Here is a 23,162-nt window from a genome sequence, read left to right as displayed (position 1 = left end):
AGAAGGGGGATTAACAGCCGTTGTTATGTCGCACCCATAACAAAAACACCGGAATCCTGCGGAAGTCAGTCGAACACCATCACCCCATGTCCAGAGTCCTGGGACTTGGCATTTACTCCGGACCAGCGATCACAGCCTGGATGAGGCGTTCATCGCCATTGGTGTTTTCGGCCTACTCGCCACCATCGTAGGCTTTTCATGCTTGTTGTTGTTGCACACCGAGGCCTAGTCAAGATTGATGCCCTGCAAATGCGGCTTCCGTCACCGAGCAGGGAAAACTCGCCAGCCGAGCACCGCTGAACAGGCATCCCGCATTAGCCAGCACGTAGCAAGGGTCCCCCGATCGCTTGAGGCGTGTGCTGTCAGAGGCATGAGCAGGTGAACGGGGTGCTGCATCGAGGAACTCGTAGTCGGGTTCCAGGTCCTCGTATGGGGACCTTGCTGCGGGAGGTAACAGGTTGTCCAACATCCTGCCCACCGCTTCGACATCAATCTTCACCACGCCCGCACAATACTTCGACGGTACGACTACGTCCAATCACGCCTTCCTGCAGAACGTGGCACGCCCATCGATGTCATGAAGCGCTGCATCTCGTCCATGAAGGACCCTTCCGATCTCATCCGGCGCACCCTTCTGCTTTGGTGCCGGTCATGTAAGGGGTCATGTATAGCGGCATGAAAGAGGTAACGAGATCATCCAGGATCTCTCGATCAGGAGGGCGACATGCTCGACGATCAAGACACCTCAGAATTCAGCGCCCTTGCTCAAGATACGGCCTCGCCCTCGCACCAGAACATCAGTGAGATGCGGGACGCAGCTTTAGATAGCCAGGTAAGCACGGTCTCCTCTTGGGGCGTCCGCCGTGACGGGATCCGCGCCCAAAGATACTGCGACTACTACTGCGTAATGTCTTTTGCCGACTACCTGGTGTGGATCCAGAAGGACGATGACAGCGAACCACCCATATCCTTCTCCAAGGCCTGACCCGCCCAGGGAAATCACGCAATCCTGGCCCCAGCGTGATCTCGAACATGCCACTCTTCGATCCGTGCACAGCCATCCACAACTCAGGCGGTGCCTTCTGGTCCCCCATCATCGCTGGGCGGTCCCTGCACGCAACCCGCGCGCTACGCGCCGGGCATTCCCCCGGACATTGTTCCTCGGCGCTCCTGCGTCGCTTATTTCCTCACAACAATCTCCTCCCCCTGCCCGGTCCCCCGGGTTGCCCTCCGGTCCCTCATACCCAGCGGTGATTCCTCTACCAGAAGGCACCACCAAAGCAGACGGCCAAAGCAAAAGAGGCCCTGCCAACCACTGAGGAGAGATCATCATGGACACCCTGCACATCACCACCCCGGCCGATCTTGTCAGCCTCATCGGCCACAGCCTCGGCTACTGGCCGCACGAGAGTCTGGTCTGCATCTCACTCCAGGAGAGCCGGATGGGCGCCACCCTTCGGCTGGACCTGCCCACCACGCCCGACCACGCACTCATGTACGCCCGAAGAGTCAGTGGATACCTCCGCAGCGACCACGACGCGACGGCGGCGGTCTTCGCAATCTTCACGAACACCAACCACGCCAACGAGAGCGAGGCCCTCTTCGGCCCCCTCGTCGAATCACTCGCCCAGCAGCTGGCCCTGGCCGGGATGCCGATCCAGGCCGGCTGGATCGTCGGACCCACATCCATCGCCGAGTTCAGGATCCACCCCATCTCCTACGGTCCCGCCATCCCCCTCACTACCGTCCAGTCGAGCGTGCTCAACACCGAACTCATCTTCCGCGGCAGCCAGATCCGGGACAGCCTTGCCCTCGCCCTCCCCAGCCGAACCGTCACGCCTGAGTTCACCGCCGAGGTCGACACTCATCTCAAAGCTGCCGCGACGCAGAGCCACGCCCAGCGGACAGCCGCGGCCCGCGAACTCTGGGCCGCTCTCATCGACGACAGAGAGGAGCCGACGACGGCGCAGCTCGCCGAACTGCTCGCCCATCTACAGATTCCCGAACTCAGGGACAGGCTCATCGCCGACATGCCATGCCTGGACCTACCGATGGAACTCCTCCTGTTCGGCGAATCCGATGCAGCGCCGCACTGGGATCGGATCGACACCGCCGAAGGACTTTTGCGGCAGCTCTACGAAGTCGCGGCACCGGGCCATGCTGCAGCCCCTCTGACCGTTCTCGGGTGCATCGCCTGGTGGAAAGGCAAAGGCTCCATCGCGTCCGACCTAATGGACCTCGCCCGGTCCTTCGACCCGGACTACCGCCTCGCCCGTCTCATGAGCCAGATGCTCGGCTGCGGCCTCGTCGCGGGATGGGCAACCAGCAAGACCCAGGCCTACCGCACGCTCTAACCAAACCCCAGAAGGGAGCAGACACCATGAACATCGTCCTTTACAGCAAGCCCGGCTGCCAGCAATGCCGCCTGACAGCCATGAGCTTCGACAAGGCAAGAATCGCCTACACGAGCATTGACCTCACCAGCAATGACGCGGCCCTCGAATACGTCCAGGACCTCGGCTACGCTCAGGCGCCCGTCGTCGTGGTGGATGACCATCACCATTGGTCCGGCTTCAACCCGACCGAAATCGAGAGGCTGACACAAGCGCTCAAACTTGCCGCCGGCACCCAGCTAAAGACCGACCCTTCCTGACCCCTCCGGATCTGCGCGATCCCAAAAGACCGTCGACCCGCCGTCGACGGTCCTTTCCTCTGCCTCGAATCCACCCAACCCAATTCCCCACTCATTGATTCGGCGACAATCACGCTTTTACACCAAACCGTCGGCCGATCCATCCGCCACGTCACGCATGCTGCGACGACCCCCGCCAGGCCCCCTAGCGCGACCACAAAAGCGCCTCACACCTCTGGCATCTTGCGATGCGCCGTAACGAAGCACATAACGCCGAGTCATGCAGACTCCGGCGCCCGGACCCATGAACGGGTGTGAACGACCAAACTTGGCCGGAATGCCACACCGCTTTCACACCCACCCGCCGTGGGCAGATCTACTGCACATCAGGCTGCGCGAACAGGCAGCGCCAACGACGCTACCGCGCGGCACGTCTGCGCCAGAGACGTAGCCCGGGACGCTCCCCGGCAACAGTTCCCCCTCGAACTGACATCGACGATTCCGTTGCGCGGTCGGCGCTGAATCGCGCTGAGACCTCACATCTTCGCACGGGCTATGAGCGACGACTGCACAAGGCCACAGCGGACCACGACATTGAACTGGCAACGGCCTACGACCGATTGCACAAGATGGCGGTTTCCGCCGATCAAGCCATCTCCACGGCGACCGCATTGGCAGAACGTTGCCGCCGACTCCAGAGCGAAAACTGGTCGCTGCGCCAGCAGCGCGGTCAGGACCTGAGCGACCTCCAGCTGCTGGCCGCTCGCCTTGTCTCGTTCACGACGGCGGGCGCCCACTTGGGGGAACGGGTCACCGACGTCTTCACTCGCCGGGGATGGAACACAGGCAGGACCGACCCATGACTGTATCGATAGCCAGGCTGTCGAGTGAGTCCGGCGTGAAGTACCTGCTCAAGACGACCCTGCGCGCTGACGTCGCAACCCGCAACCTGACCGATTACTACACGCAGTCCAGCAACCCGCAGGGCACGTGGCTGGGTGCCGGCCTGGCCGGCATCGGCGTCGAATCCGGCTCCACGGTCACACCATCGGCGGCTCAGGCGCTCTTCGAACGGGCTGAAAATCCGACGACGGGCGAAGCGTTGGGCAGGCATCCACACCAGGATCCGCCTTCGTCGCACGCAGCCCCGCAGAATAGGCGCCCCACCGTGGCAGGTTTTGACCTGACGTTCAGTGTCCCGAAATCGATCTCCGTGCTCTGGGCGCTGGCCGACAGCGTGGACAAGGCCAGGATCCTGCGAGCCCACCACTCCGCCCTCGACGCAACGATGGTCTGGTTGGAAGCAACGGCGATTCACACCCGCGCCGGCCACAACGGCATCGCCCGGCTCAGCGTCCGCGGCGCAGTCGCCGCGTCCTTCGACCACTGGGAATCCCGGACCGGAGATCCCCAGCTTCACACCCATGTCGTGATTGCCAACCGCGTCCAACGCAACTCCGACGGTGCCTGGGGCACGCTGGACTCACGCACCCTCTACAAGGCGACTGTTGCGGCGAGCGAACACTACAACGGTGTCCTGTTCGACCAGCTCAAGCGAGACCTCGGCACCGACGCCGACGTCCGCCGGCCCGGCAAGACCGAGCTCAACCCAAAACTGGAACTCACCGGCGTCGATGACATCCTGATCCGCGAGTTCTCAAGCCGAACCCGGCTCATCGACGTCGAAACTGACCGTCTTGTCCAGGAATGGACCCAGACGCACGGCCGCATACCCACGGCGACCACAAAGATCCGCCTTCGCCAGCAGGCCACACTGTCCACACGCACCGCCAAGCCCGACCGTATCGTCCCGCTCTCTACCCGGACCCTCGAGTGGCGGAACCGGGCGGCCGCCATCGACTTCGACGCCGAACGCGTGGTCGCCGAGACCATCAACCGCTCACGTACGGCACCACTGCACGAATCGGACCTCGGCGCTGACTGGATCCAGTCAACAGGCAGGCTCGTGGAACACGCTGTTGCCGGTCGACGAGCCACGTGGAACCGGTGGAACCTGCTCGCCGAAGCGGAACGGATCTGCCTCGAACTGCGTTGCGCCAGCCCAGAGGACCGGCGACACATCATGGACGCCGTCGCGACCGCCGCAGAGAAACAATCCGTACCCCTCAGCGAGTTCCGCTACGGCCCAGTGGCCAGCACGGCACCCGACCTCGCCTTCAATGGGCACAGCGTTTTCGACTGGCCCAGCGACCACCTCTACACCGACCTGTCAACCCTGGCCAACGAAGCCCGCGTCATGGCAGCCCACCATTCAACGGACGCCCCAGCGCTGAATCCGTCCGCATGCTCCGCCCTCCCCGAGTACGCCAACGCCAAGGGTGTCGGCTTGTGGCCGGATCAGCTCGACGCGGCCGCGAGAATCCTGGGAAGCGGGCGTCGGCTGGACGCCGTCGTAGGGCCTGCCGGAACCGGCAAGACCACAACAATGGCTGCCGTCAAGAGTATCTGGGAAGCGCAGCACGGACCGGGCAGCGTCATTGGTCTGGCCCCGGCCGCGGCATCAGCCGACGTCCTCGGACACGAGCTCGACCTGGCAACGGACAACGTCACCAAATGGCTCTACGAATCCACCGGCCCCGGTGCCGCCAACCGCGCCGAAAAATACCTCGACGCCGAGCAACGGTACTTGGCAGCCATCGCCGCGGCCGGCGGCGCGTCATCTGCGCGCTACCTTCATAGACTCGCGCAACAGCTCACCGCGCTCACCGCGACTCAGTCCCGATGGCAATTCCGCCCCAACCAGCTCGTCATCGTCGACGAAGCGTCCATGGTTCCCACCCACCATCTCGCGGCCCTTATCGACCAGGCTGAGGCAGCCGGCGCCAAACTCGTCCTCGTCGGCGACCCCGCCCAGCTGGACGCGATCGAGGCCGGCGGCATGCTCGGGTGGCTCAGCCGCACCGGCAAAGCCGCGCAGCTGACAACCATCTGGCGCTTCAGTCAACCATGGGAACGGCGGAGCTCCCTCAAACTCAGATCGGGCGATTCCCGCGCCATCCAGGATTACAACAGCCGCGGCCGGATCCGCGCCGGCACGTACGACTCCATGGTCGACGCAGCCTACGACCGGTGGAACACAGACGTTCAAGCCGGCCGGTCATCCATCCTGATCGCTCCAGACAATGACACCGTTGCCATGCTCAACGAACGCGCCCAGGCTGACTTGGTCTCCAGAAGCAGAGTCGATCCGGAATCCACCGTCATCCTCAGCGACGGACTACACGCCGGACTTGGTGACAGGATCCTTGCCCGCCGCAACGATCGCCGGCTCACCGACCAGACGGGCGACTTTATCCGAAACGGCACTCTCATAACGATCACAGAACCGCCCGCTCTAGATGGTTCCGTCACGGGCGCACGGCTGGACACCGGCGCCACCATCACTCTGGCCAGCCGCTACCTCGCCGAGTCCGTCGAGCTTGGCTACGCCACAACGGCCCACCGCTCCCAGGGAATTACGGTGGACACCGGACACACCCTCGTCTCTGAAGGACGCCTCACCCGTGAACTCTTCTATGTCTCCATGACCCGTGGACGCCACTCCAATACCGCCTATGTCTGCGAACCAGACCCTCGCGACCACCACGCCATTGATCCCTCAACGCTGCCGGACTGGCAGCAGATCCTCAACCAGGTTCTCGCGGCAGAAGGTGCCGAACACACCGCCCACGAAATCAAAGCCTCTGAGGCGGCGAAGGCCGACTCCCTGAGCCTGTTGATGGCGGAGCGGGACTACCTTCTCCAAATCACCGCGCACGACGACGTCACTCGCCTCATCGGCGTACACTCACCCGAGTCGCTGGACAGGCTGCGTCAATCTCCAGGTTGGGGCCCGCTCAGCATTGCGTGGAGGATGGCTTCTGCTGTGGATCGGGCGGCTGCTGAGCAAGCCCTCATCGTCGGGCTTCGGTCAGCGGCAGCTGGCAGCGACTCGGCGTCCGACATCCTCTCTCGGTTGCTCACACTGGCGCACCGAAGCCGGCCTGCAAACGCCGCTGTAATGGCTACGTCGAATACTCGACGGGAAGACATCAGACTCCTGCTGGATAGGATCGAGCATCGCATTGCCCACCGGAACCGCATCACCACTCAGACAGCTCATCGGAACGACTCGTTGTGGAAGGAAACGCTTCGGGCTTTGCTTCCCGAAGTGATTGTTCCGCAGACCTGGCATGGCCTCGTCAGGGAGGTTGCCAGATACCGGGACCGGTGGGACGTCGGCTCGGAGGACGTCCCTCTCGGCCCCAGTCCGGCGCCCGCCGACACCCTCCAATGCATGGAACGCGCTCGACTCGAAGCCTTCGTGTCAGTCGTCAGTGCCGGACCGGCCGAGACGATCGACACCGATACTTCCGCGAACCTGAACCTTGCTTCCCGCGCCGTATCCGCTGTGCAGCCGCTAGACCTCTGGAGCTAAAATTGGATGGTCAACGGACGGTGGAAATGAACGCTAATCCATTCGCAAAACCCAAGGTGATGACGGGCTGGCTGGCAATCGCCAGTGCCACAGCGATCCTGTGTCTCGCGTTCAGCACATGCGCGATGTTGCCATCCCCCGACTCACCTAGCTTATGGCTGTTGGTTGCCGTCTCTGTCATATTCTCGGCGGCAGTCGGCGCCATCTGGTTCTACCGCCTGCGACGGGCGAGCAGATGGACCGCACGTGCGGTCGAACAATGGCGGCGGCTCGAGGCAACCAGACTTGAGGTGGGAACGACGACCGAAGTCATGATACTGGCCATTGAGGCGGTGGAACCGACCGGTACATGGGTGACGCTGCGCTGGAACCAATTCGATCACGTTCAACGCGCTTGGATGGAAGCTCTACCCGATGAGATCTGGGAAGGCGCAGTCCTATTGATCTCGCCCGATCCAATGCAGATACAGGTGCGCAGCCCCTGGCCGCCGGTCTACTACCTGAGGGCACCGAGCTACCATGGCTTCGCGCCGGCAGAAGGCCGGCCCGACTTTCTTAGGTGGAGCGACCGGGACCATGTACGCCTTAACTGACTGCTTGGGCTGACGGCAACAAGTCTGCAGCAGTGAGTCCCGTCGCTTCACACATCCCCTCAAAATGGTCTCTGTCCACAGCATTCAGAAAAACGAAGAGTGACTTGATAGCGGCCAATATTTCGTCCGGGATCAGAGTGCGCGCCGTCTGAGGCGATTCGCTATGGGAGTAAACATTGCTATAGCGGAGGAGGTTGTGACGCAGCGCATCACCATCTCCCTCGAATCCACCCTCAACGAGCATTTTCTCGGTCGCTGCCATGAGCTTTGCAAGGTCACCGACTTGCCCTGGGATCTTGAATGCCAAGAACGTCTCCAGAGTGCTTCGAATCACGTTGGGGAACAAAAGCTGGGCCTCCAGCCGCCGCTCAAAGGAGTCATCGTCAATGAGGCGTTGGTGAGCATCGGCGAGAGCTATGAACGAGTGGTGATATCCAGACCTAATCTTCTTTCGCACTGCGGCGTTGGGCGGCCAGACGGCGATTTCCGAGTGCCGTCGACCATCGCGGTATCGCGATTTGAGTTCATACGACTGAAACTCAAAGCCATTCACGTTTTTCCTGGATCTCTTATTTGGAAAACGATCCCATTGAACGTCCCACTGCCGAAATAGCTCAAAATTATGTGTAAGGAGAATCAGCTGAGAAATAACCGATGATTTTGAGGCAACCAGAGCCCAGAGCGCGCTGGACACGCCGATGAAGACCCCCTGATCAAGGCTTGAAACAGGGTCGTCGACTATTACGATCGGCATGCCCTTGGTCGTCGAATCGTGCTTCCGAACAAGCTCAAGGAAGTGAACCAACGTAATCGCCGTACGCTCCCCCTCACTCAAACCATGTGCGGGTTCGCCATTTCGACGAATTTCGTATCGATCCACACCAATCGTATGAAATGTGAGTTCACCGCGGCCCAGCAGTCGTCCGACTTCCTTAGTTAGAAGTTCAGCCGAGGGGGCAATAGTGCCTTCCACGGACTGCAGATCATGAATTCGCTCCTGAGTTGCGCGAAGTTTTTCGCGAGACTGGCGCAACGCTTCCGTCGACACTCGTACCGCTTCAACCGAAGCATCATGGCCCTTCAAATGCATGTTCAGATGGTGGCCCAAGATACGGGTCCCTGCTGCTTTTTGCAGAACTTCATGGTCACGCACTCGCTTGTTGTGTATATCAGTCAGGTTGTCCAAACCTCGTGATGACATTCGCGGTGTGGCTTCAATCGGTCGGATATCGACGTGGCCGACAACATTCCGTACCTTCGCCTTGAGCCGCTTGGCTAAATCGTCGATCCAGTCCTGCAAGAACCCTGTCGTGGCCAAGTAGGTAGCTAAATCTCTGTCATAGTCATCGCGCAGATCCTCAGAAAATTCAGTACGTTTGGGCACCTTCGCCAGCGCGTCCTGGATTTCGCGAGTAGCCTGCTCGAGTTCGAGCACCAGGACACTGGCCTCATGCGCCACCCTCTCGACTGCATCAGAGAAGTGCGCCTCAAGGGCACGCCGTCGTTCTTCAGTGACTTCACTCCCGCAGAAGATGCAAAGGTTGGAGTGTTCGTGTAGCTCGACTCCTTCCCGGACCCATGATTCGGCTGTCGGATTCTCTGCCAATGTGTCAAGAACTATCGAAGCCGGAGTCACGGACAGCAGGGCTTCCGCTTCTCCTGACAATTCACTTCGCACGAAAACGTCGAGAGTTCCATATCTCTTGATTTCGTCATCTGCGGACGATACAACGACTTGTCGGTCCTGCTGATATTGGACATGGTTAAGTTCGGCCCAGCCGTCGCGGCTACCCGCATATAGTCGATCAACCGCCCTGACGTTGAACTTGGATCTTGATTGGTACGCCCCCGACAGCTTGGTCAAGTCGTCGACGACTAGGCCGGAGACCGTCTTGCGGAGAGATTCCAGCGACTTTTCGGCTAGGTTTGCAGCACTTATGGCTTCCCCAAGTTTCGATTCAAGAAGTGGCAGCTGTTCTGTAAGATCGGCGGCCTCCTCTTCGGCCTCTACGCTTCGATCGCCCAGAGTGATAATTGCAGGCATAGTCGCCTCATTGTCACTCAGCCGGTGATTCTCTCGAACAAATGCATCACTGAAGACATAGATTCTATCGAAAGCGGAATGTGTGTTATCAGCCACCGCCGATTGATAAGGTGTACCGAAAGAGAGACTCAGTTTGCTTCTCGACGAAGGGTCCTTGACGGAATCGTACAAAGCTCGCGCGAGCGACGTTTTGCCGGTTCCGTTCGGACCGTAAATGACGGTCAGTCTTTCGAATTCGGGAAGGTCAGAGCCCCAGCGGTATTCTGTGAATATTCCAGCCTTCTGAATCCTCTCGATACGTCTAAGCATCAGACGCCTCCCGCCTTCCGGTGGTTGGCTAGATCGGCTGCCCTCAAGAAAGCTGGGAATATCCAATAAGAAACTCGGTTCATGCCTGGTGCCTCCGTGCCGTTGCCCCCGCGAGGCTGTGATTTTCGTCTGGTTCCAAGCTACTGGCAAGCGGTGACATTCGTAGGCATTTGCCGATATCGTGGTCGGTCATGCGACGATTTTTTTGTAGCCGCAATGGCTCCCGTGCGCATCTGGCTCCGGTGCGTCACACAGGGGACGTGGGGTCCGACATCGGAACGGCAACTTGGCATTTGAGCCGCCACAGGTTCTAATCCCTGCAAAGTATCAGGACATTTCTGCCCAAAGCCCACTAGGAAGTCACACCTTGAATCCCATGGCTCCAATGGGAGACTTCTCGTTCCCAGGCCTCGACGTCGACGTTCCACTCGTGCGAATGCCCCACGGTGCCGAAGGAGACGAGGCTAACGGCATCGCGACGAAGGTTGGCGACCTGTCGCGACACCTGGAATGGCGTTGAAGGATCGCCTGGTCCATGCAGCACCAACGTGGGCATCTTGATCTCCGCCGCCCGGGTCAGCCAATCCATCTGCTCAAAGTCGATAGGATCCTTCAGGCCCGTGACCCACCGCATTGTCGGCGACTGTAGGAGTCGAAGACCGAGGACCGCAATTGAACGCGGCAAGCCGCTGGCGCAGGCGTTCTCGGTTAGAGTCGTGGCCCAGTCCATCACAGGGGCATCCAGGACCAACCCAGCTATGCGGTCCGTGTTGGCGGACAGGTCCGTAAGTCGTAGGGCAATGGCCCCACCAAGAGACCAGCCGAAGAGCACAATTTGTTGTGCCCCTTGGTTGACGGCATACTGCACTGCCGCCTCTACGTCGAGCCACTCTGTTTGCCCAAGGGTGTAGCGGCCGTCGACCGACGCCGGCGCCTCGCCGTCATTCCGAAATGAGACGACCAGCGACGTGTACCCGCACCGCACGGCTACCGGCACTCCGCGAAGTGCCCCGGCCCGTTTGCCGCCCATCCCGTGTATGTGAATTGCCCAGGCGTTCGGCTTTGCCGACGCTGCGGCCGGTTCGAATCTCCAAGCCGGCGCAAGGCCTCCCTCAATGGGTATCTCGACGTCAAAAAACGCCAATCCTAGTTGTTCCGGCTTTGAAAAAACGTACCCGCTCCAGATCCCTGCCCTCGTGCTCAGGAAATCACCCGAGTCGATGCGCTCAACAACTCGAGTCACGGTGCCAGCATGATCGCTCGCCACCACTTGGCCAACGCAGGCGTGCCCGGTGCCGTTGGCAAACCATATGCTGTATCGGCCTGGTGCGGTCGTCTGAGGCGAAGCGGGCAACTCAACCAACAGCTCGCCATCAGCGCCACGAAAGACCCGCCGGATGAGCAGGTCCTCTTTCCGCGTGGTCTTGGGCACGACAACCTGACGCGCGAAGTAAGCAGCCCCGAGAAACGCTGCCGAGGCACCGACCACCGCGACTGTGGTCAACCCCAGCAGAACTCTACGAATCGCCGTCACGTCCCCCGCCTCCCAGCCGATCGTCAATTATCTTCCGCAGCTGCACCAAAGTTTCGGGCGAGATGCCCTGCAGCTGCCTGGCAGCAAAGTTCCGTACTCGAGCCTCCCGCATTGTGCGCAAGAGCTGGAGTTGGGCATCGACGAGTTCTGGAACCTCGTTGTTTTCGTCCAACAGGTAGTTCGAGTCGACGCCGAAGAACTCTGCGAGATTCCGGAGCAAGGCGGCATCCGTGGCCAAAGAACTGTCGCCGCTGCGCATGTAGGCCCACCGCGAGCGCGACAAAGGCGTCCCGCGTTGTGCCATGTGTTGGCTAATCTGCGGATAAGTCAGCGGTTCTGATCCCTGCGCCTCAAACAGATCAAGCAGGAGGTTGAGCTTCCGAGCAAGTTTGGCTTGAGGCGTTTCGTGAGACTCGCCGGCTGTTTCTGCCACGAGGTGCCGTCCTCCTTTCGATGTCCCCTAACCGTTCATGCGGACCCGCGCGTTGGCGCACCGCCAGGTACTCCTCCGCTTGTGCCAGCACCTGGACTTCCTGACTGCTCAATAACTTAGCAAGCGGCGGTTCAACGAGCATCGCGTCTTGGGTTTCTACGAGCATCCTATGAAGCCGCCATCGCGCGTAATCACGCTGCTCGGCGATGTTTACACCAGACTCAAGCCGAAGCTCCGTCCGGGCGCCCGTGGTCTTTTCCCAGACCTCCGTGAGCCCGCTAACCAGCACGGACTCTATTTTCGCATCGCTCCTTCGGCTAACACGGCGAGCTACCGGCGGAAGTGCCAGCCCTGCGCACAAAAAGATCATGGCGCCCAGCACTGCTCCGTCGTAGACCACCGACAGTGCGCGCATTGAGTCCAGGTCGCCAAGTAGGTGGAAGATGTCCATCCCAAGCACGGCCAGGACCAGGACAACTGCGAGCGCACAGCCAACACCGATCAGCGTGAATGCGATGCGGAAGTAGGGCCGGGTCATGTCTCCGCGGAATCTGAAACACGTGTAGCCCGTCACGCCCACAACTACTCCCATGTACACAAACTGCACCGCAGAATAGATGGCCGCAGACCATTGCCCACCGTAGTCCGCCATGAAGCTGGTCGACGATTGGGGCGCATCTATGAAAGTAAAGCTCACAACGAGTCCCACGACCACCAGGCCAAGGACGGCCAAGCCGAACCTGTCCGGCGTCGCGGGCAGCTCACTTGGATCGCCAGCGCGAAGGATCGCCCTCGACAGGAAGTAGATACCGACAACCATCAGCATGTTGGAGCTCAGGTCCAACACGTTGCGGCCAGCCAGGAGGGCGTCCCCGACGACATACACGGAGTCGATGTTGAGAGTAAGTGAAGACGCAATGGTCACGGCTGCGACGAAGATGCTGTGGTCGCTTCGGCGTTTCACCCCAGGCAACAGGCAGAGGACCAATCCCCAGATGACAGCGGCGGCGATGGTCTGGATCATCCGAACACTCTTTCGAATGAACGGGGTTCAAGCGTGCTGTCGCGGATGGCGGCCGCAAAGAGATCCGCCAGAGTTTCTGCGGCTGCCTCCAGCCGATCGACAAAACTGCTCCGCGTCAGGACCCGCCTGACCATCGCCTCGGGAATGTTAGGAAAAAGAACGCTGGCATAGTCCTTGGGAATCCCCAGCTCGTCGTGCCGCAGGACCATGTGGCTCAGTTCGTGGAGTACGAATTGTTGGCGATGAAGGGCCGATGGAGTGGCCGCATGGAGGATGATTTCTTTCGAGTCTGTCGACAGCCACAGCCCGCAGACAGTACTCCCGTTGAGTCCGTCGGCAACATCGATGGTTATCGGACGGTTGCGGATCGACTCCACGACCGAGACTAGCCGCTCTAGCGTCAAATGGGTCGGCAGCCGAAGCGAGCTGAATGCCTGCGCCGCGCTGTCCGCTGGCGTTGAATTTACGACGAATGAAGGATTTTCCATTGGTATCCCGTCATTGCATCGGCCGGCCAAGGTGAGGCGACCGACCCGACGTCGAGCGGTCCAATCGGCCGCAGGAACGTCGTATCTACTATTGAACCGCTCTTGCTCTGGACATGTCCAGAGCAAGAGCGCAAGGCGTCCGAAGGACTTACATTTGCAACCCATTGAACGTGCGGGCAGCGCCGGCTGGAACTGATGAAAGTCCTCCCTGCGGTGCAGCTCCCCAGTCCTCCCCCGGCCCTAAGTCCCGCTGTGCAGGTCCTGTGGGGCCAGCAAACACCTCGGCGCTGGCCTTGGGCGTCCGCTGGAATGCGACCGTACCGTAGCGCAGGTCGGGCCCCACGTTGTCGGCAACGATGCGGTGAGCCTCGTGTTGCACTCCGTCCTTGTCGTAATGGCGGAATTCCATTTCCCCGCCGATGACAACCGGGTCCCCTTTCTTCAGGGAGTTGGCGACGTTCTCTGCCAGCGCGCGGAACGCGGACACGTTGTGGAAGAGCGGCTCTCCGTCCCGCCAGGAGCCATCCGGATTCTGGAGTCGCTGATTTACGGCCACACGCAGTTTCGTGTGGGCAACCCCCGACTCTCCGAAGCTGAGTTCCGGATCGGCGACGAGGTTGCCGGAAATGGATACCGGGATTCTGGTGCCCATGGTTGGTGCCTGCCTTTCTCGTTTCCAGCCGGCCAGTCCGGCTGGAAATTTGGAAGCTCATTTCGCCCGGATGTCGGCGGACGTGGGGCGCGGCCAAGCCTGGATCTGGTGCGTATCGACCTGCGCGGCAGCAGAGGGTGCCTGAAGTGACGTCAGCTTTCCGCCCGCACCGACGGGTTGGGTGATTTGTAAAATGTCGCGGCAAGTCGCGGTCACGCGGCCCAGAGTCGACCGGGCTATGTCCATCCGCGTCAGGAGGTGGTCCTGCTCCCCGTCCCCGGACCACCCGGCCCGTTCGACGTCGATGACCTTGTCCGCCCATCCGGCGAGATAATTCGATGATTGAGCGCCACGGTCTATGCCATGCGCGCGCAGCACCGTATATGCCACGGACTCGGCTTCCACCTCGGCGAGTCCACGGTGTTGCAGCCCGCTACCATACAGTGCTCCGACTTTGTCGTCAGGTCCATGAAGGTACGCGTGTCCGAGCTCGTGCGCCAGGACGGCCGCGGCGTCCTCCGGACCGAGCCACGCACCGACCTGGATCCGTCGATCCGTAAAATCAGTGAAACCGCTCGACATCGAGCGCTGGCTGCCCGTGACGTCCACGGCGAAACAGCGGCGTTCCGCAGCGTAAACCAGGGACCTCCAGAGTCCCGCTGGCACATCAGCCATCCCGACGCCGGCACGCGGCACATAGATCGGCTCGCCTTCCGTTTGGGAGACATCGAAAACCGACTGGCCGCGCCAGCCGACAATCTTCCGGTCGGCCCGCGGACCGGCTCCGAGCTCCTCCACTCCCCTGACCTCGACCGTGTCGTTGCCAGCGGCTCCCGAGGGGCCCGAGTTCTTGGGTGCCGTCCGCGGAGCCAGCACCCAGAGCGCATGCTCACCCTTGAGCACCAAACGGCCATGCCGCTCCCATTCGCGGTACCCGGCGGCCAGCGTGGGCGGTTGAAGTCCGAGCAGTTCGCGCTGGGCCCTAAGCAGAGCCACGTTTCCGCCTGAGTAGCGCCACAGCGTGGCAGACGTATCCAGAAGTTGATGCCAGCGACCCGGCGAGGAAATCGCACCCTCGAGAATGGCATGCAGCTGGCCTGTCAGTTGGATGACGCGCGCTTCGGGATCCAGTCGCTTACCGATCGCGCCGTTGTCCGCGCTCGACGCAGCATCTCCGCCAGGGGCCACGACAGCCACCTCCATTGCTTCTTAGTACCTATCCGCCCCTACAAGTAGCGGACACTTATCCATGCGACCAGCCGGTTCTATTCGCATGACTTTGGGACGTCATGCGCAGTTGGTGCGATTCAGAGCTCCAAGCAAGGAACTCTGAATCACCCACAGGCATCACACGTGGTTTGGCCTCCCTGTGAGCCTGCAGTCCCACACAGCCGATGGCCTTGGTGTGGATTCGGAGGCGTTCGACTGCCAACGACATACGTTCGTGGAACCCGAGCGGGCCGAACCCAGCGTCTGATTCTCCGTAAGAGGCGTGCTCCGCCCTCTGCAGTGCGTAGAGTTCGGCGACCAGTTCAGCGTGCCTCCACCAGCAGTCCGGCACGACCGATGTCGACAGCCTGTACGTGGAGACGAACCACCGGACCCATAGGTCCAACTCCGTCCACGCGGTCCTGACCGTATCCTGATCAAGGTCCCGCCACCTGTAGGTCGGTGTTGTTGTACCCTGTGGCTTTGGCTCAAGTTCGTCGAAGAGGAGGGCCAGCGGATCGCCCTCGTCAAACTGTCCCATCAGGAGCCTCTTCGACAGGCGCACGCTGGGCAGCATGGCCCAAGGCCAGGGCTTCCTCTGCTTCCTGCTTGAACCGTCCCAGGTCTGCCGCGTCCTTCCGCTGGTGCCAGCCGCGGAGATCCAAGAGGATGGGCCGGGTTCGTCGACCCAACATCAGGGCCGTTCCGGGCGGAAGCCGACGGATCTCGTGCAAGGCAATGACAGGCAAATCGCGGATCTGTTCGCCAGTCTGCCGGCCTTGGGAGGACCACGACCGGGTTCTGTACGTGAACTGGCGCTCCCCCATCAACGCCGCAAGCTCCCGAAGGTCGCGCTCGTCCGAGCCACCGCCGAAAATGACTTTGATGATGGCCGATTCCCAGATGGTGGAGGCTTCCTCGATGGACCAGCCGGAACGTGCCTGGGACAGCGATTGCAGGACAACCATGGTGGAGATTCCGATACCGCCCCCGTCCGACAGAGTCACCGGGAGGCCAGGCCACGGCGAGAGATTCGCGATCTCGTCGAGGATGAGCGACAAAGGTGGATCGAGTCTGCCGCCCGCGGCGGTAAAGGCCATTTCGCGAGCTGTAGCGTCAATGTCGTCGATCAGGGCAGACAGGTACGGTCCAGCGGCGGCCGCCCCCGACTTTGTGCCGATCAGGTATAAGGTGCCCCTTTCACGGATAAACGTCCGGGGATCGAATTCGTCCTCGGGGTTTGTCGGGTCCAGGGCTGCGAGCACTTTCGGGGACGACAGCGGCGCCACTGCAGCTGTGACACCGATCCAGGAGTTGGACGTGTTCCGGGGATCGTCTTCCAAAATCCCCATCAGGTCAGACTGCCAGCCCAAAGCCGCCCGCGGACCCTGAAGGACTTCCAAGGCCTCCGCCGCGAGCACCGGGTTGGAAGACCACCGGCGGAAGGCCCTGATTCCCTCGCCGGAGAGCGCCGCCGCATGCAGGAGTGTCTGAAGAACGATCTGGGCACGCTTTTGCCAGGCGGCATTCTCGCCCGTCATCTGTGTGTCGGCCGAGATCACCAGCGCTCGCCGGACAGCAATGTCGGGGTCTTCACAGCCACGGACCGGTGACCAACGCAGCGTCGAGCCCAACCCTGACATCCCTTGAGGATCGAACACGGTGACCGGCCGTCCTCCGCTGGCCCTGGCTTTCATCGTCACGGCCAGGTTGTCAGCTCGGGTCGACGTGGTCACCACGGCACCGGGGGCATCGAGAATGGCGTTGATGACCACAAAGAGGCCCTTGCCGGACCGCGGCGCCCCCTGGATCACCATCGACTCTTCAGTGGAGACGTTGATCTTCACGCCCCGCGACGTGCCGAGCGTCCACGACACATCGGCAAGGCGCAGCCGTTGCAGGCCGGGCCTGGTCACATACCCCCGCCGCAGCGCTGCCCGCCGCCCAAACTCCCTGGCGATCTCGGCCCGTTTGGCAATCCCCTCGCGGCTCAGGATTTCGAGCCGGAGCCAGGCGCCGGACTGCCGCCAGCCGTGCCACGCAAACAAACCAATTACCGCAAAGGCGGCCAGGACCGCGAGCGCCGCACCCAGCAACAACCGAACGATGAAGATGTCGATCACGCAGCCAGCTGGCATCTGGCCGAAAGAGCCCACATCCCCCGTCACCAGCACGACGACGGCGAACGGACTATGCGAAACCTTCACCTCAGTCCCGCATTGCCACAGCGCTACGAGGCTCACAGCCCATTCAGTCACTGCGCATATGGCGAAGTATCCGGCCAAGCAGAGAAGTCCAAGGTTGACGAGCGGAACGTCATCATGAGGGTGGGATTTCATTCCAGCATCCTGTGGTCCGTAGTGAAGACCTCGAGCTCGTCTGTGGTCACCCTATTGGCGACGATGAACGATCGGCTCCCCACCTTCCAGAGACCGACCCCCTTGGGTAGGTTCTCCACCTGCTCACACTCGGCAGCCGTGAGCCCCAGCGCCTCCTTGGTCAGGCGCATTGAGTCGTGCTTCTGCCGATAGATGATGCGGGTGTCAGCCTCAGTCAGTAGGCCCAGCGCCTTCTGACGGTGCCCGCTGGTGCTGTCCCCAATCTCGTTGAGATCGGCCACCTTGTGCATGATCAGCAGGTTCGCAATGCCGTACGTGCGAGCCAGCCGCCACTGTTCGCTCATCTTGACCAACATGTACGGGTCGGCCAGCATGCGCCAGCCTTCATCGTAGACAACCAGGCGCTTGCCGCCGTCCGGGTTGGTGATGGCCGCTTCCAGCCAGGTGGCACTGCAGGCGGCCGCGAGCGACAGCGCCTGCTCGGAGGCTCCGATGAGCCCCGACGTGTCCATCACCATCATCGGCGCGTCCGCGTCGAACGTCACGGTGGACGGCGCATCGAACATACCTTCGAGGTCACCGGACACAGTGCGGCGCAGTGAGTGCGCAACTGAACTGCCGCCGTCGGGCCCTACAAGCTTGAGTGTCTCCGGGGCCGGGTCCAGAAGCCGGTCAAGCACCATCGGAAGCGTAGGCGTTGCGTTTGCGGACACGGCCTCAGTCAAGGCCATGTCCAGTGCCGTGTGTTCGACCGGCAGCATCGGCGCCCCCTGGCGCATGAGCGACACCAAAGCCACCAGGAGCTGCCGGCGGCGCTGCCGAACGACGGCTTGCCATTGGGCGTTAGACAGATCGCTCGCCCGCGGGCCCGCATCGAGCGGGTTCACACGGGTCCGGCGCCCCGGTCCCACCGAAATCACCTTGCCGCCCACAGCGCGTGCAACCGGGACCCACTCCCCCTTGGGGTCAGAGGCTACGGCGGCTTTGCGGCCCAGCGTGATCGACCGTGCCACCAGCGACTTGCCGCACATCGACTTTCCCGTCCCCACGGTGCCGATGACCACGATGGACGGGCCGCTGATCACGCCCCTGTCGTACAGAATCCACGGGTCATACGAGAACGCGCCCGAGCCGAAGACATCCGAGCCAATGTACGTCCCTTCATGCCCGAGCCCCGACTCAGTCAGGAAGGGATAGGCTGCGGCAAACGTCATGGTGGAAGCGCGGTGCGGGGAGGGCTGAAGCCGGTGCTGGCCAGCCATGTCATGCGGACCCGGACGACGACGCTGCTTGGCGGCTTCTGCGTTTTGCGCATCGTCAAGGGGCTCACGCGTCAGTCGTTCCCACAATCGCTTCGTGCCGCCGTCGTCAGTTCCCAAACGTCGACGGCGGCATTCCCGGCGAGCGCTCAGCGTCTCACCAGCGGAGATGAACTCGACCCTATTGCTCTTCGATTTCATTTGAGTCCCCTACCGAGTGGCAGCCCGCCCGCGATGAAGGCAGCCCATTGCTGCCCCACCAGCAGGCGAAGGTCGACGAACGCGCTCGCAGCAGCAGATTCCAGTTCCTGCCGGCAACGCGAGAGCTCCTCCAGCGTCGCGGCGGTGATGGTTACGTACGCCGCCTGACGGACATCGCCGTGGCCGGCGACGATCTCTTCCTCGCGCTGCTGCACCTCCTGTTCCTCCGCGAGCTGTTCGCGCGTGGTCGGCCGGTCGAACTTCGCGTTGATCCGGCGTCTGGTCTCGTGGGATTCCTGCGCGGACCGGATGTCCTTCAATGCCCGGTCCGCGGGTACAGCCCTGAGGACCTGTGTGACGGCGTGCCTAAAGCCGCCGACATAGACGAGTGGGTGAAGGAAGCCCGCGAACACCTTCTGCCGTGGCCATTCTGCAACCCAGAACGTTTGGTGGAAGCCCGTGTCTGTCTGAAGATACGACCAGTGTTCCTCCATGCCCATCGGGCCGGACTGATCTGCGTCAACGCCCTCCACCTCACCTTTCCGCTGCCCGATCGCTATGACTGAGGACGGGTCAAAGGCCCCCCTGAGGATCGACGAGAACTGCCTGTCTGATAGCCATTCTTCGACCTTTACACCATGGGTCTTCAGTCCCGTCGCCAGCGCCTCAAGCTCCGACCGCAGGGTCTGCTCGATGCCGGCAACCCCGCCTCCGGCGTCACGAATTCTCCGGCGAGCGCGTGCGGTGTCCAGTACCAGGGTCAAGAGAATGTCATGGCTGCTCGTTGTACCCGCTGCTGACACAAGATCCTGATACGAGCGGTCTCCCCACTCGGTTCCGGGCGACATCGACTTCCGTGCTGCAACGCGCCGCCTGTAGAACTCCTCCAGCGCCGAGGCCGGGAAGTGAACGGTGTAGTCCTGAATGGCGATACGGGCAACTCCCGGACGTTTGGCAAGGTTTGCTTGGACTCGGGACCACTCCTGGACGGCGTAGGCCTTGTCTTCGTCTTCCAGCAAGGCAAAGGCGTTGGCGCGGCACCTAATGACGGCGAAAGCCTCTCGCGCTTCGCGGTCGACGACGAAACACCAGCCGTCGGCCGTCCGATGAATGGTCAGTGTGGAGAGACCGCCCGGAAGAACCAGCGACCCGGCCATCACTGGCTTCTCCGGGGACGCCAGGAATGTGGTCTGGTGTGTTGCTTTTCTCGCCCCAAATCGGGCGGCGGTCAGGATCCACACCGGATAAGGAATCCTGGCGTACTGCAGAAACCCTAGGAACACCAGTGAGAGCCAGAGCGGACTCGTCCAAAACAGTCGGTGGGGTCCACCTGCGGCGGACGCCAGGCATGCCGTGAGGATTCCACCGCCGGCGAAAGCCAACTGATACCACTGCAAACCGAGCAGGACCCCGTGGCGTTCCTGCCGTGGGAAGCTGACGGGACTGAGGGCCCCGCTTTCGTCAGTCATGATGGCCCTCAATCCGTGGTGGGATCACCGTCGTTGTTGTTTCGGGTCGTTGTGCAGGCGGCTTTGGAGCCGGAAGAGTTGGGCGCGGTGTATCCGGTGCCGGCTGGACTGTGGCGGTCTCGTGCGTGGAAGTGGTCCCACGGGATGCCGGCTCCTTGGCGTATGCCCCGGACTCTGCTCGCTCCACCGTGCGGGCTGGTGCCTCCGACACTCTGGGCCCGGAGAGCAACTGTAGTTGCGTTGAGCTGACGGCGGCTGCACCCGCAGCGCCCGAAGGCCGCGGGATAGTGGCAGCTGGCCGTGAGACTCTCGCCGGAAGAGGCCTGGGAGTCGAGGGAACGGGTGAGAGTCCAGATCCTCCACCATGTCCCAATGACAAGTGATGACTTCGGATCTGCTGACCCAGTTGGCGGCCGGAGAATCCGGCCATGGTTCGCGCTGTTTGGCCGCCGCCGGCAGCGCCTGCTGCAGCGGATAGCTCGCCGCCGGCGAAGCCGACAAGCTTGAGCGCAAGCAACGGCGCCGCACAGGCGACAGTCATGCCGACAGCACCCGCGGCGATCCCGGCAAAGGAGGTTGAATCTGAAAACAGCTTTACTGCTACGGCCAGGATGGTCGCCGCGAGTGGCTTGGCCAACAGCAGGGCCACCACCACCTCGCACCACCGTGCCATCCATGACTTGGTCTTCTCCCACGGCATCATCATCAGGGCCACAGGTGCAACGGCTCCGAGGACGATGAGGGCGAAGGACCTGAAAATCATCGAGCACATCAGAATGAAGGCGAGGATCCAGATAATCAGGGTGGCGAAGACCGTTATCACCAATGTTCCGCTGAGTGCTGAAGGTGTCGTGCTAACCGATGCACCTAAGAACTTCCACTCGTTGGCAGATCCTGCGGGGGCCCGCTCAAAGCCAAAGAGGCGCATGAAGACGACGTACGGATCGGAACCGAGCGTCTCCAGAAGCGCCGTTGATGCCTCGTCGCTGACGCGCGTCAGCGTCTGCATCATGTAGACCGCGGCTCCTACGGCGGGGATGGCCATCAGACCGCCGATCAGGGCGCGCCAGATCCTTCGCGACTGTTGAGCGATGAGACCTGAGAGCAGTTGCAGAATCATGGCGACGACGAGGGGTGTCGCCATGACAACAAGCCACCATCCTGTTAGGCCCTGCACGGCGGCCCATTGGGAGTCATCGACGTTGGATGCCCCGAACGCGCCGGAGATGAAAGACCAAAGCCAGGAGGCGATGCCCTCCAGAATACCGGCCAGAAAGGCGTTGAACGCGGACAGTGCGCCATTTTGGGCCTGGGAGACCAGCCCGCAGCCGGGAGGCCACCACGCTCCTGGAGCGCAGAGATCGGGCAGCATGGCGGCGACCTAGAATCCGAGCTGGAAGGCGCTTTGTGACCACAGGATGTAGCCGTTGATACCGCCGAGGATCGCGGCCACTGGTCCGGTCCACAGGAGGATCATTCCGCCGCCTGAGGCGAGTCGTGATGACTGGCTGAGTTTGCCGGCCAGGAGCATGGCGGCGCCGATGACCGCCACGATGGCTATCACGATGAAGGCACCGACGAGGATGCCGCCGCCGATCTGTTTCAGGGACTCCAGAAACGGGAAATTGGTGTTGGGGACGATTCCAGGGTCGACGACTGCGTACTTCATGACTTTGCTCCGATCGAGTGTAGACGCAGGCGAAGACCTGCGGTTGTCTCTCCATGTGCTGTTTTGGTATGCGGTGCATGACTTGCATGGACTATTTGTTGATTGATCGCCTGATCAGCCCAGCAGTGTGAAGAAGCGGCTGCCGGGGTTCCAGTCAATGGGGTGGAGCAGGGTTCCAGCGCTGGGGTTGAGGGCGCTGTACATCATCCCGTCGCCTGCATAAATTCCGACGTGGCCCAAGTGTTCCGGGCCGTCTGGGTTCTGAACGACCAAGTCGCCCGGTAGCGGCGTCGAGGTCGGGGCGCCGACAACCCACTGGTCGACCCGTGGAAGCTGCCTCCCGATCTGGGCGTAAATCCACATCACGTAGCCGGAGCAGTCCCAGGCTTTGAAGGCGGTGCCTCCCCAGACGTACCGTCCGCCTAAGCCTTGCTGGGCGAAGCCGATGATGGCGCGCCGCTGGTCATCGAGGTGCGTTGGGATGGCTGGCGCTGGGCGGCCGCCGTTCTGGCCGGGGCTCTCGCAGCGTGGCAACGTGATGTCGCCGGCCAGCGCAGCGATGATTGCTGCGGAGGCCGGTTCCCACCGTGCGTACCGCTCAGGGAATGCCGAAACCTGAACGGCTTGGGCCGCCTCGCCAAGGGACATCCGTTCCCAGCCCCCGATGTCCAGCAACCCCCGGGGAGAGCCGCGGTTGGGGCCGTTGGCTCCGCCGAAGAAGGCGGCCGCGTTGTACTCGGCACGCATGAGGTCCTGAACGCGCCCCCACCCTACGTGTCAGGCTGGAACGGTGCCACTGGGTCATAGCAAGTCCGCTTGATCGCGTGGGGCGAGAACCAGGAATCTAATCATTATGTCTAGTCCAGTTT

The 23,162-nt window shown here is 61.8% G+C and carries 18 protein-coding genes; 5 read left to right on the top strand and 13 right to left on the bottom strand.

The window, feature by feature from the left end; all coding sequences use genetic code 11:
- The first annotated feature begins 724 nt into the window (after positions 1–724).
- The 5 genes from ACX80X_RS20000 (at position 725) to ACX80X_RS19980 (ending at position 7,663) form a co-directional block, all read left to right on the top strand.
- A complete protein-coding gene (locus ACX80X_RS20000) occupies positions 725–985 on the top strand; it encodes a hypothetical protein (RefSeq protein WP_459309579.1) in 261 nt (86 codons plus the stop codon).
- Between the two features lie 346 nt (positions 986–1,331).
- Complete coding sequence (locus ACX80X_RS19995) at positions 1,332–2,354, top strand: DUF4192 domain-containing protein (protein ID WP_459309578.1); 1,023 nt, start codon at positions 1,332–1,334, stop codon at positions 2,352–2,354.
- Between the two features lie 26 nt (positions 2,355–2,380).
- Positions 2,381–2,653: a glutaredoxin family protein gene (locus tag ACX80X_RS19990; protein WP_459309576.1), complete on the top strand. Its 273-nt coding sequence runs from the start codon at positions 2,381–2,383 to the stop codon at positions 2,651–2,653.
- 838 nt (positions 2,654–3,491) lie between these two features.
- Positions 3,492–7,070, top strand: coding sequence for a MobF family relaxase (gene mobF / locus ACX80X_RS19985; protein WP_459309574.1), 3,579 nt, complete (start codon positions 3,492–3,494; stop codon positions 7,068–7,070).
- A 26-nt stretch (positions 7,071–7,096) separates the two neighbouring features.
- Positions 7,097–7,663 carry a hypothetical protein gene (locus tag ACX80X_RS19980; protein WP_459309573.1) on the top strand — a complete coding sequence of 189 codons (567 nt, stop codon included), beginning with the start codon at positions 7,097–7,099 and terminating at the stop codon, positions 7,661–7,663.
- Here ACX80X_RS19980 and ACX80X_RS19975 read toward each other — a convergent pair.
- From ACX80X_RS19975 to ACX80X_RS19915, 13 genes are all read right to left on the bottom strand, one after another.
- A complete protein-coding gene (locus ACX80X_RS19975) occupies positions 7,656–10,016 on the bottom strand; it encodes an AAA family ATPase (protein ID WP_459309572.1) in 2,361 nt (786 codons plus the stop codon). The two genes, ACX80X_RS19980 and ACX80X_RS19975, sit on opposite strands and share 8 nt — an antisense overlap.
- A gap of 352 nt (positions 10,017–10,368) precedes the next feature.
- Positions 10,369–11,520, bottom strand: a complete 1,152-nt coding sequence (locus ACX80X_RS19970; RefSeq protein WP_459313137.1) for an alpha/beta hydrolase family protein — start codon at positions 11,518–11,520, stop codon at positions 10,369–10,371.
- Between the two features lie 13 nt (positions 11,521–11,533).
- Entirely contained in the window at positions 11,534–11,854 is a 321-nt protein-coding gene (locus ACX80X_RS19965; RefSeq protein ID WP_459309568.1) for a hypothetical protein, read from the bottom strand.
- A 55-nt stretch (positions 11,855–11,909) separates the two neighbouring features.
- Positions 11,910–13,007 carry a hypothetical protein gene (locus tag ACX80X_RS19960; protein ID WP_459309567.1) on the bottom strand — a complete coding sequence of 366 codons (1,098 nt, stop codon included), beginning with the start codon at positions 13,005–13,007 and terminating at the stop codon, positions 11,910–11,912.
- On the bottom strand, positions 13,004–13,495 hold the full coding sequence (locus tag ACX80X_RS19955; RefSeq protein WP_459309566.1) for a hypothetical protein: 492 nt from the start codon (positions 13,493–13,495) through the stop codon (positions 13,004–13,006). The genes ACX80X_RS19960 and ACX80X_RS19955 overlap by 4 nt, the downstream gene beginning before the upstream one ends.
- Positions 13,496–13,643: 148 nt before the next feature.
- Positions 13,644–14,147, bottom strand: coding sequence for a single-stranded DNA-binding protein (locus tag ACX80X_RS19950; protein WP_459309565.1), 504 nt, complete (start codon positions 14,145–14,147; stop codon positions 13,644–13,646).
- 57 nt (positions 14,148–14,204) lie between these two features.
- Positions 14,205–15,335, bottom strand: coding sequence for a M78 family metallopeptidase domain-containing protein (locus ACX80X_RS19945; RefSeq protein ID WP_459309563.1), 1,131 nt, complete (start codon positions 15,333–15,335; stop codon positions 14,205–14,207).
- A gap of 548 nt (positions 15,336–15,883) precedes the next feature.
- The gene (locus ACX80X_RS19940) at positions 15,884–17,614 is read right to left on the bottom strand and encodes a type IV secretory system conjugative DNA transfer family protein (protein WP_459313135.1); all 1,731 of its coding nucleotides are present in this window, start codon (positions 17,612–17,614) and stop codon (positions 15,884–15,886) included.
- 77 nt (positions 17,615–17,691) lie between these two features.
- A complete protein-coding gene (locus tag ACX80X_RS19935; protein ID WP_459309559.1) occupies positions 17,692–19,155 on the bottom strand; it encodes an ATP-binding protein in 1,464 nt (487 codons plus the stop codon).
- Positions 19,152–20,624, bottom strand: a complete 1,473-nt coding sequence (locus ACX80X_RS19930) for an SCO6880 family protein (protein ID WP_459309558.1) — start codon at positions 20,622–20,624, stop codon at positions 19,152–19,154. The genes ACX80X_RS19935 and ACX80X_RS19930 overlap by 4 nt, the downstream gene beginning before the upstream one ends.
- Positions 20,617–21,996: a hypothetical protein gene (locus ACX80X_RS19925; protein ID WP_459313133.1), complete on the bottom strand. Its 1,380-nt coding sequence runs from the start codon at positions 21,994–21,996 to the stop codon at positions 20,617–20,619. The genes ACX80X_RS19930 and ACX80X_RS19925 overlap by 8 nt, the downstream gene beginning before the upstream one ends.
- A 9-nt stretch (positions 21,997–22,005) precedes the next feature.
- A complete protein-coding gene (locus ACX80X_RS19920) occupies positions 22,006–22,293 on the bottom strand; it encodes a hypothetical protein (protein ID WP_459309555.1) in 288 nt (95 codons plus the stop codon).
- 114 nt (positions 22,294–22,407) lie between these two features.
- Positions 22,408–23,040, bottom strand: a complete 633-nt coding sequence (locus ACX80X_RS19915; protein WP_459313131.1) for a C40 family peptidase — start codon at positions 23,038–23,040, stop codon at positions 22,408–22,410.
- Positions 23,041–23,162 lie beyond the last annotated feature (122 nt).

Source organism: Pseudarthrobacter sp. MDT3-1, from assembly GCF_054510755.1.
Note: the sequence above shows the minus strand (reverse complement) of the source record. Positions and strands in the feature narration are given on the sequence as shown.

Bases quoted from the DNA above. Each gene is read 5' to 3' on its own strand.
- ACX80X_RS20000 (WP_459309579.1), top strand. From the start codon at position 725: ATGCTCGACGATCAAGACACCTCAGAATTCAGCGCCCTTGCTCAAGAT.
- ACX80X_RS19995 (WP_459309578.1), top strand. From the start codon at position 1,332: ATGGACACCCTGCACATCACCACCCCGGCCGATCTTGTCAGCCTCATC.
- ACX80X_RS19990 (WP_459309576.1), top strand. From the start codon at position 2,381: ATGAACATCGTCCTTTACAGCAAGCCCGGCTGCCAGCAATGCCGCCTG.
- mobF (WP_459309574.1), top strand. From the start codon at position 3,492: ATGACTGTATCGATAGCCAGGCTGTCGAGTGAGTCCGGCGTGAAGTAC.
- ACX80X_RS19980 (WP_459309573.1), top strand. From the start codon at position 7,097: ATGAACGCTAATCCATTCGCAAAACCCAAGGTGATGACGGGCTGGCTG.
- ACX80X_RS19975 (WP_459309572.1), bottom strand. From the start codon at position 10,016: ATGCTTAGACGTATCGAGAGGATTCAGAAGGCTGGAATATTCACAGAA.
- ACX80X_RS19965 (WP_459309568.1), bottom strand. From the start codon at position 11,854: ATGGCACAACGCGGGACGCCTTTGTCGCGCTCGCGGTGGGCCTACATG.
- ACX80X_RS19960 (WP_459309567.1), bottom strand. From the start codon at position 13,007: ATGATCCAGACCATCGCCGCCGCTGTCATCTGGGGATTGGTCCTCTGC.
- ACX80X_RS19955 (WP_459309566.1), bottom strand. From the start codon at position 13,495: ATGGAAAATCCTTCATTCGTCGTAAATTCAACGCCAGCGGACAGCGCG.
- ACX80X_RS19950 (WP_459309565.1), bottom strand. From the start codon at position 14,147: ATGGGCACCAGAATCCCGGTATCCATTTCCGGCAACCTCGTCGCCGAT.
- ACX80X_RS19935 (WP_459309559.1), bottom strand. From the start codon at position 19,155: ATGAAATCGAAGAGCAATAGGGTCGAGTTCATCTCCGCTGGTGAGACG.
- ACX80X_RS19930 (WP_459309558.1), bottom strand. From the start codon at position 20,624: ATGACTGACGAAAGCGGGGCCCTCAGTCCCGTCAGCTTCCCACGGCAG.
- ACX80X_RS19925 (WP_459313133.1), bottom strand. From the start codon at position 21,996: ATGCTGCCCGATCTCTGCGCTCCAGGAGCGTGGTGGCCTCCCGGCTGC.
- ACX80X_RS19920 (WP_459309555.1), bottom strand. From the start codon at position 22,293: ATGAAGTACGCAGTCGTCGACCCTGGAATCGTCCCCAACACCAATTTC.
- ACX80X_RS19915 (WP_459313131.1), bottom strand. From the start codon at position 23,040: ATGCGTGCCGAGTACAACGCGGCCGCCTTCTTCGGCGGAGCCAACGGC.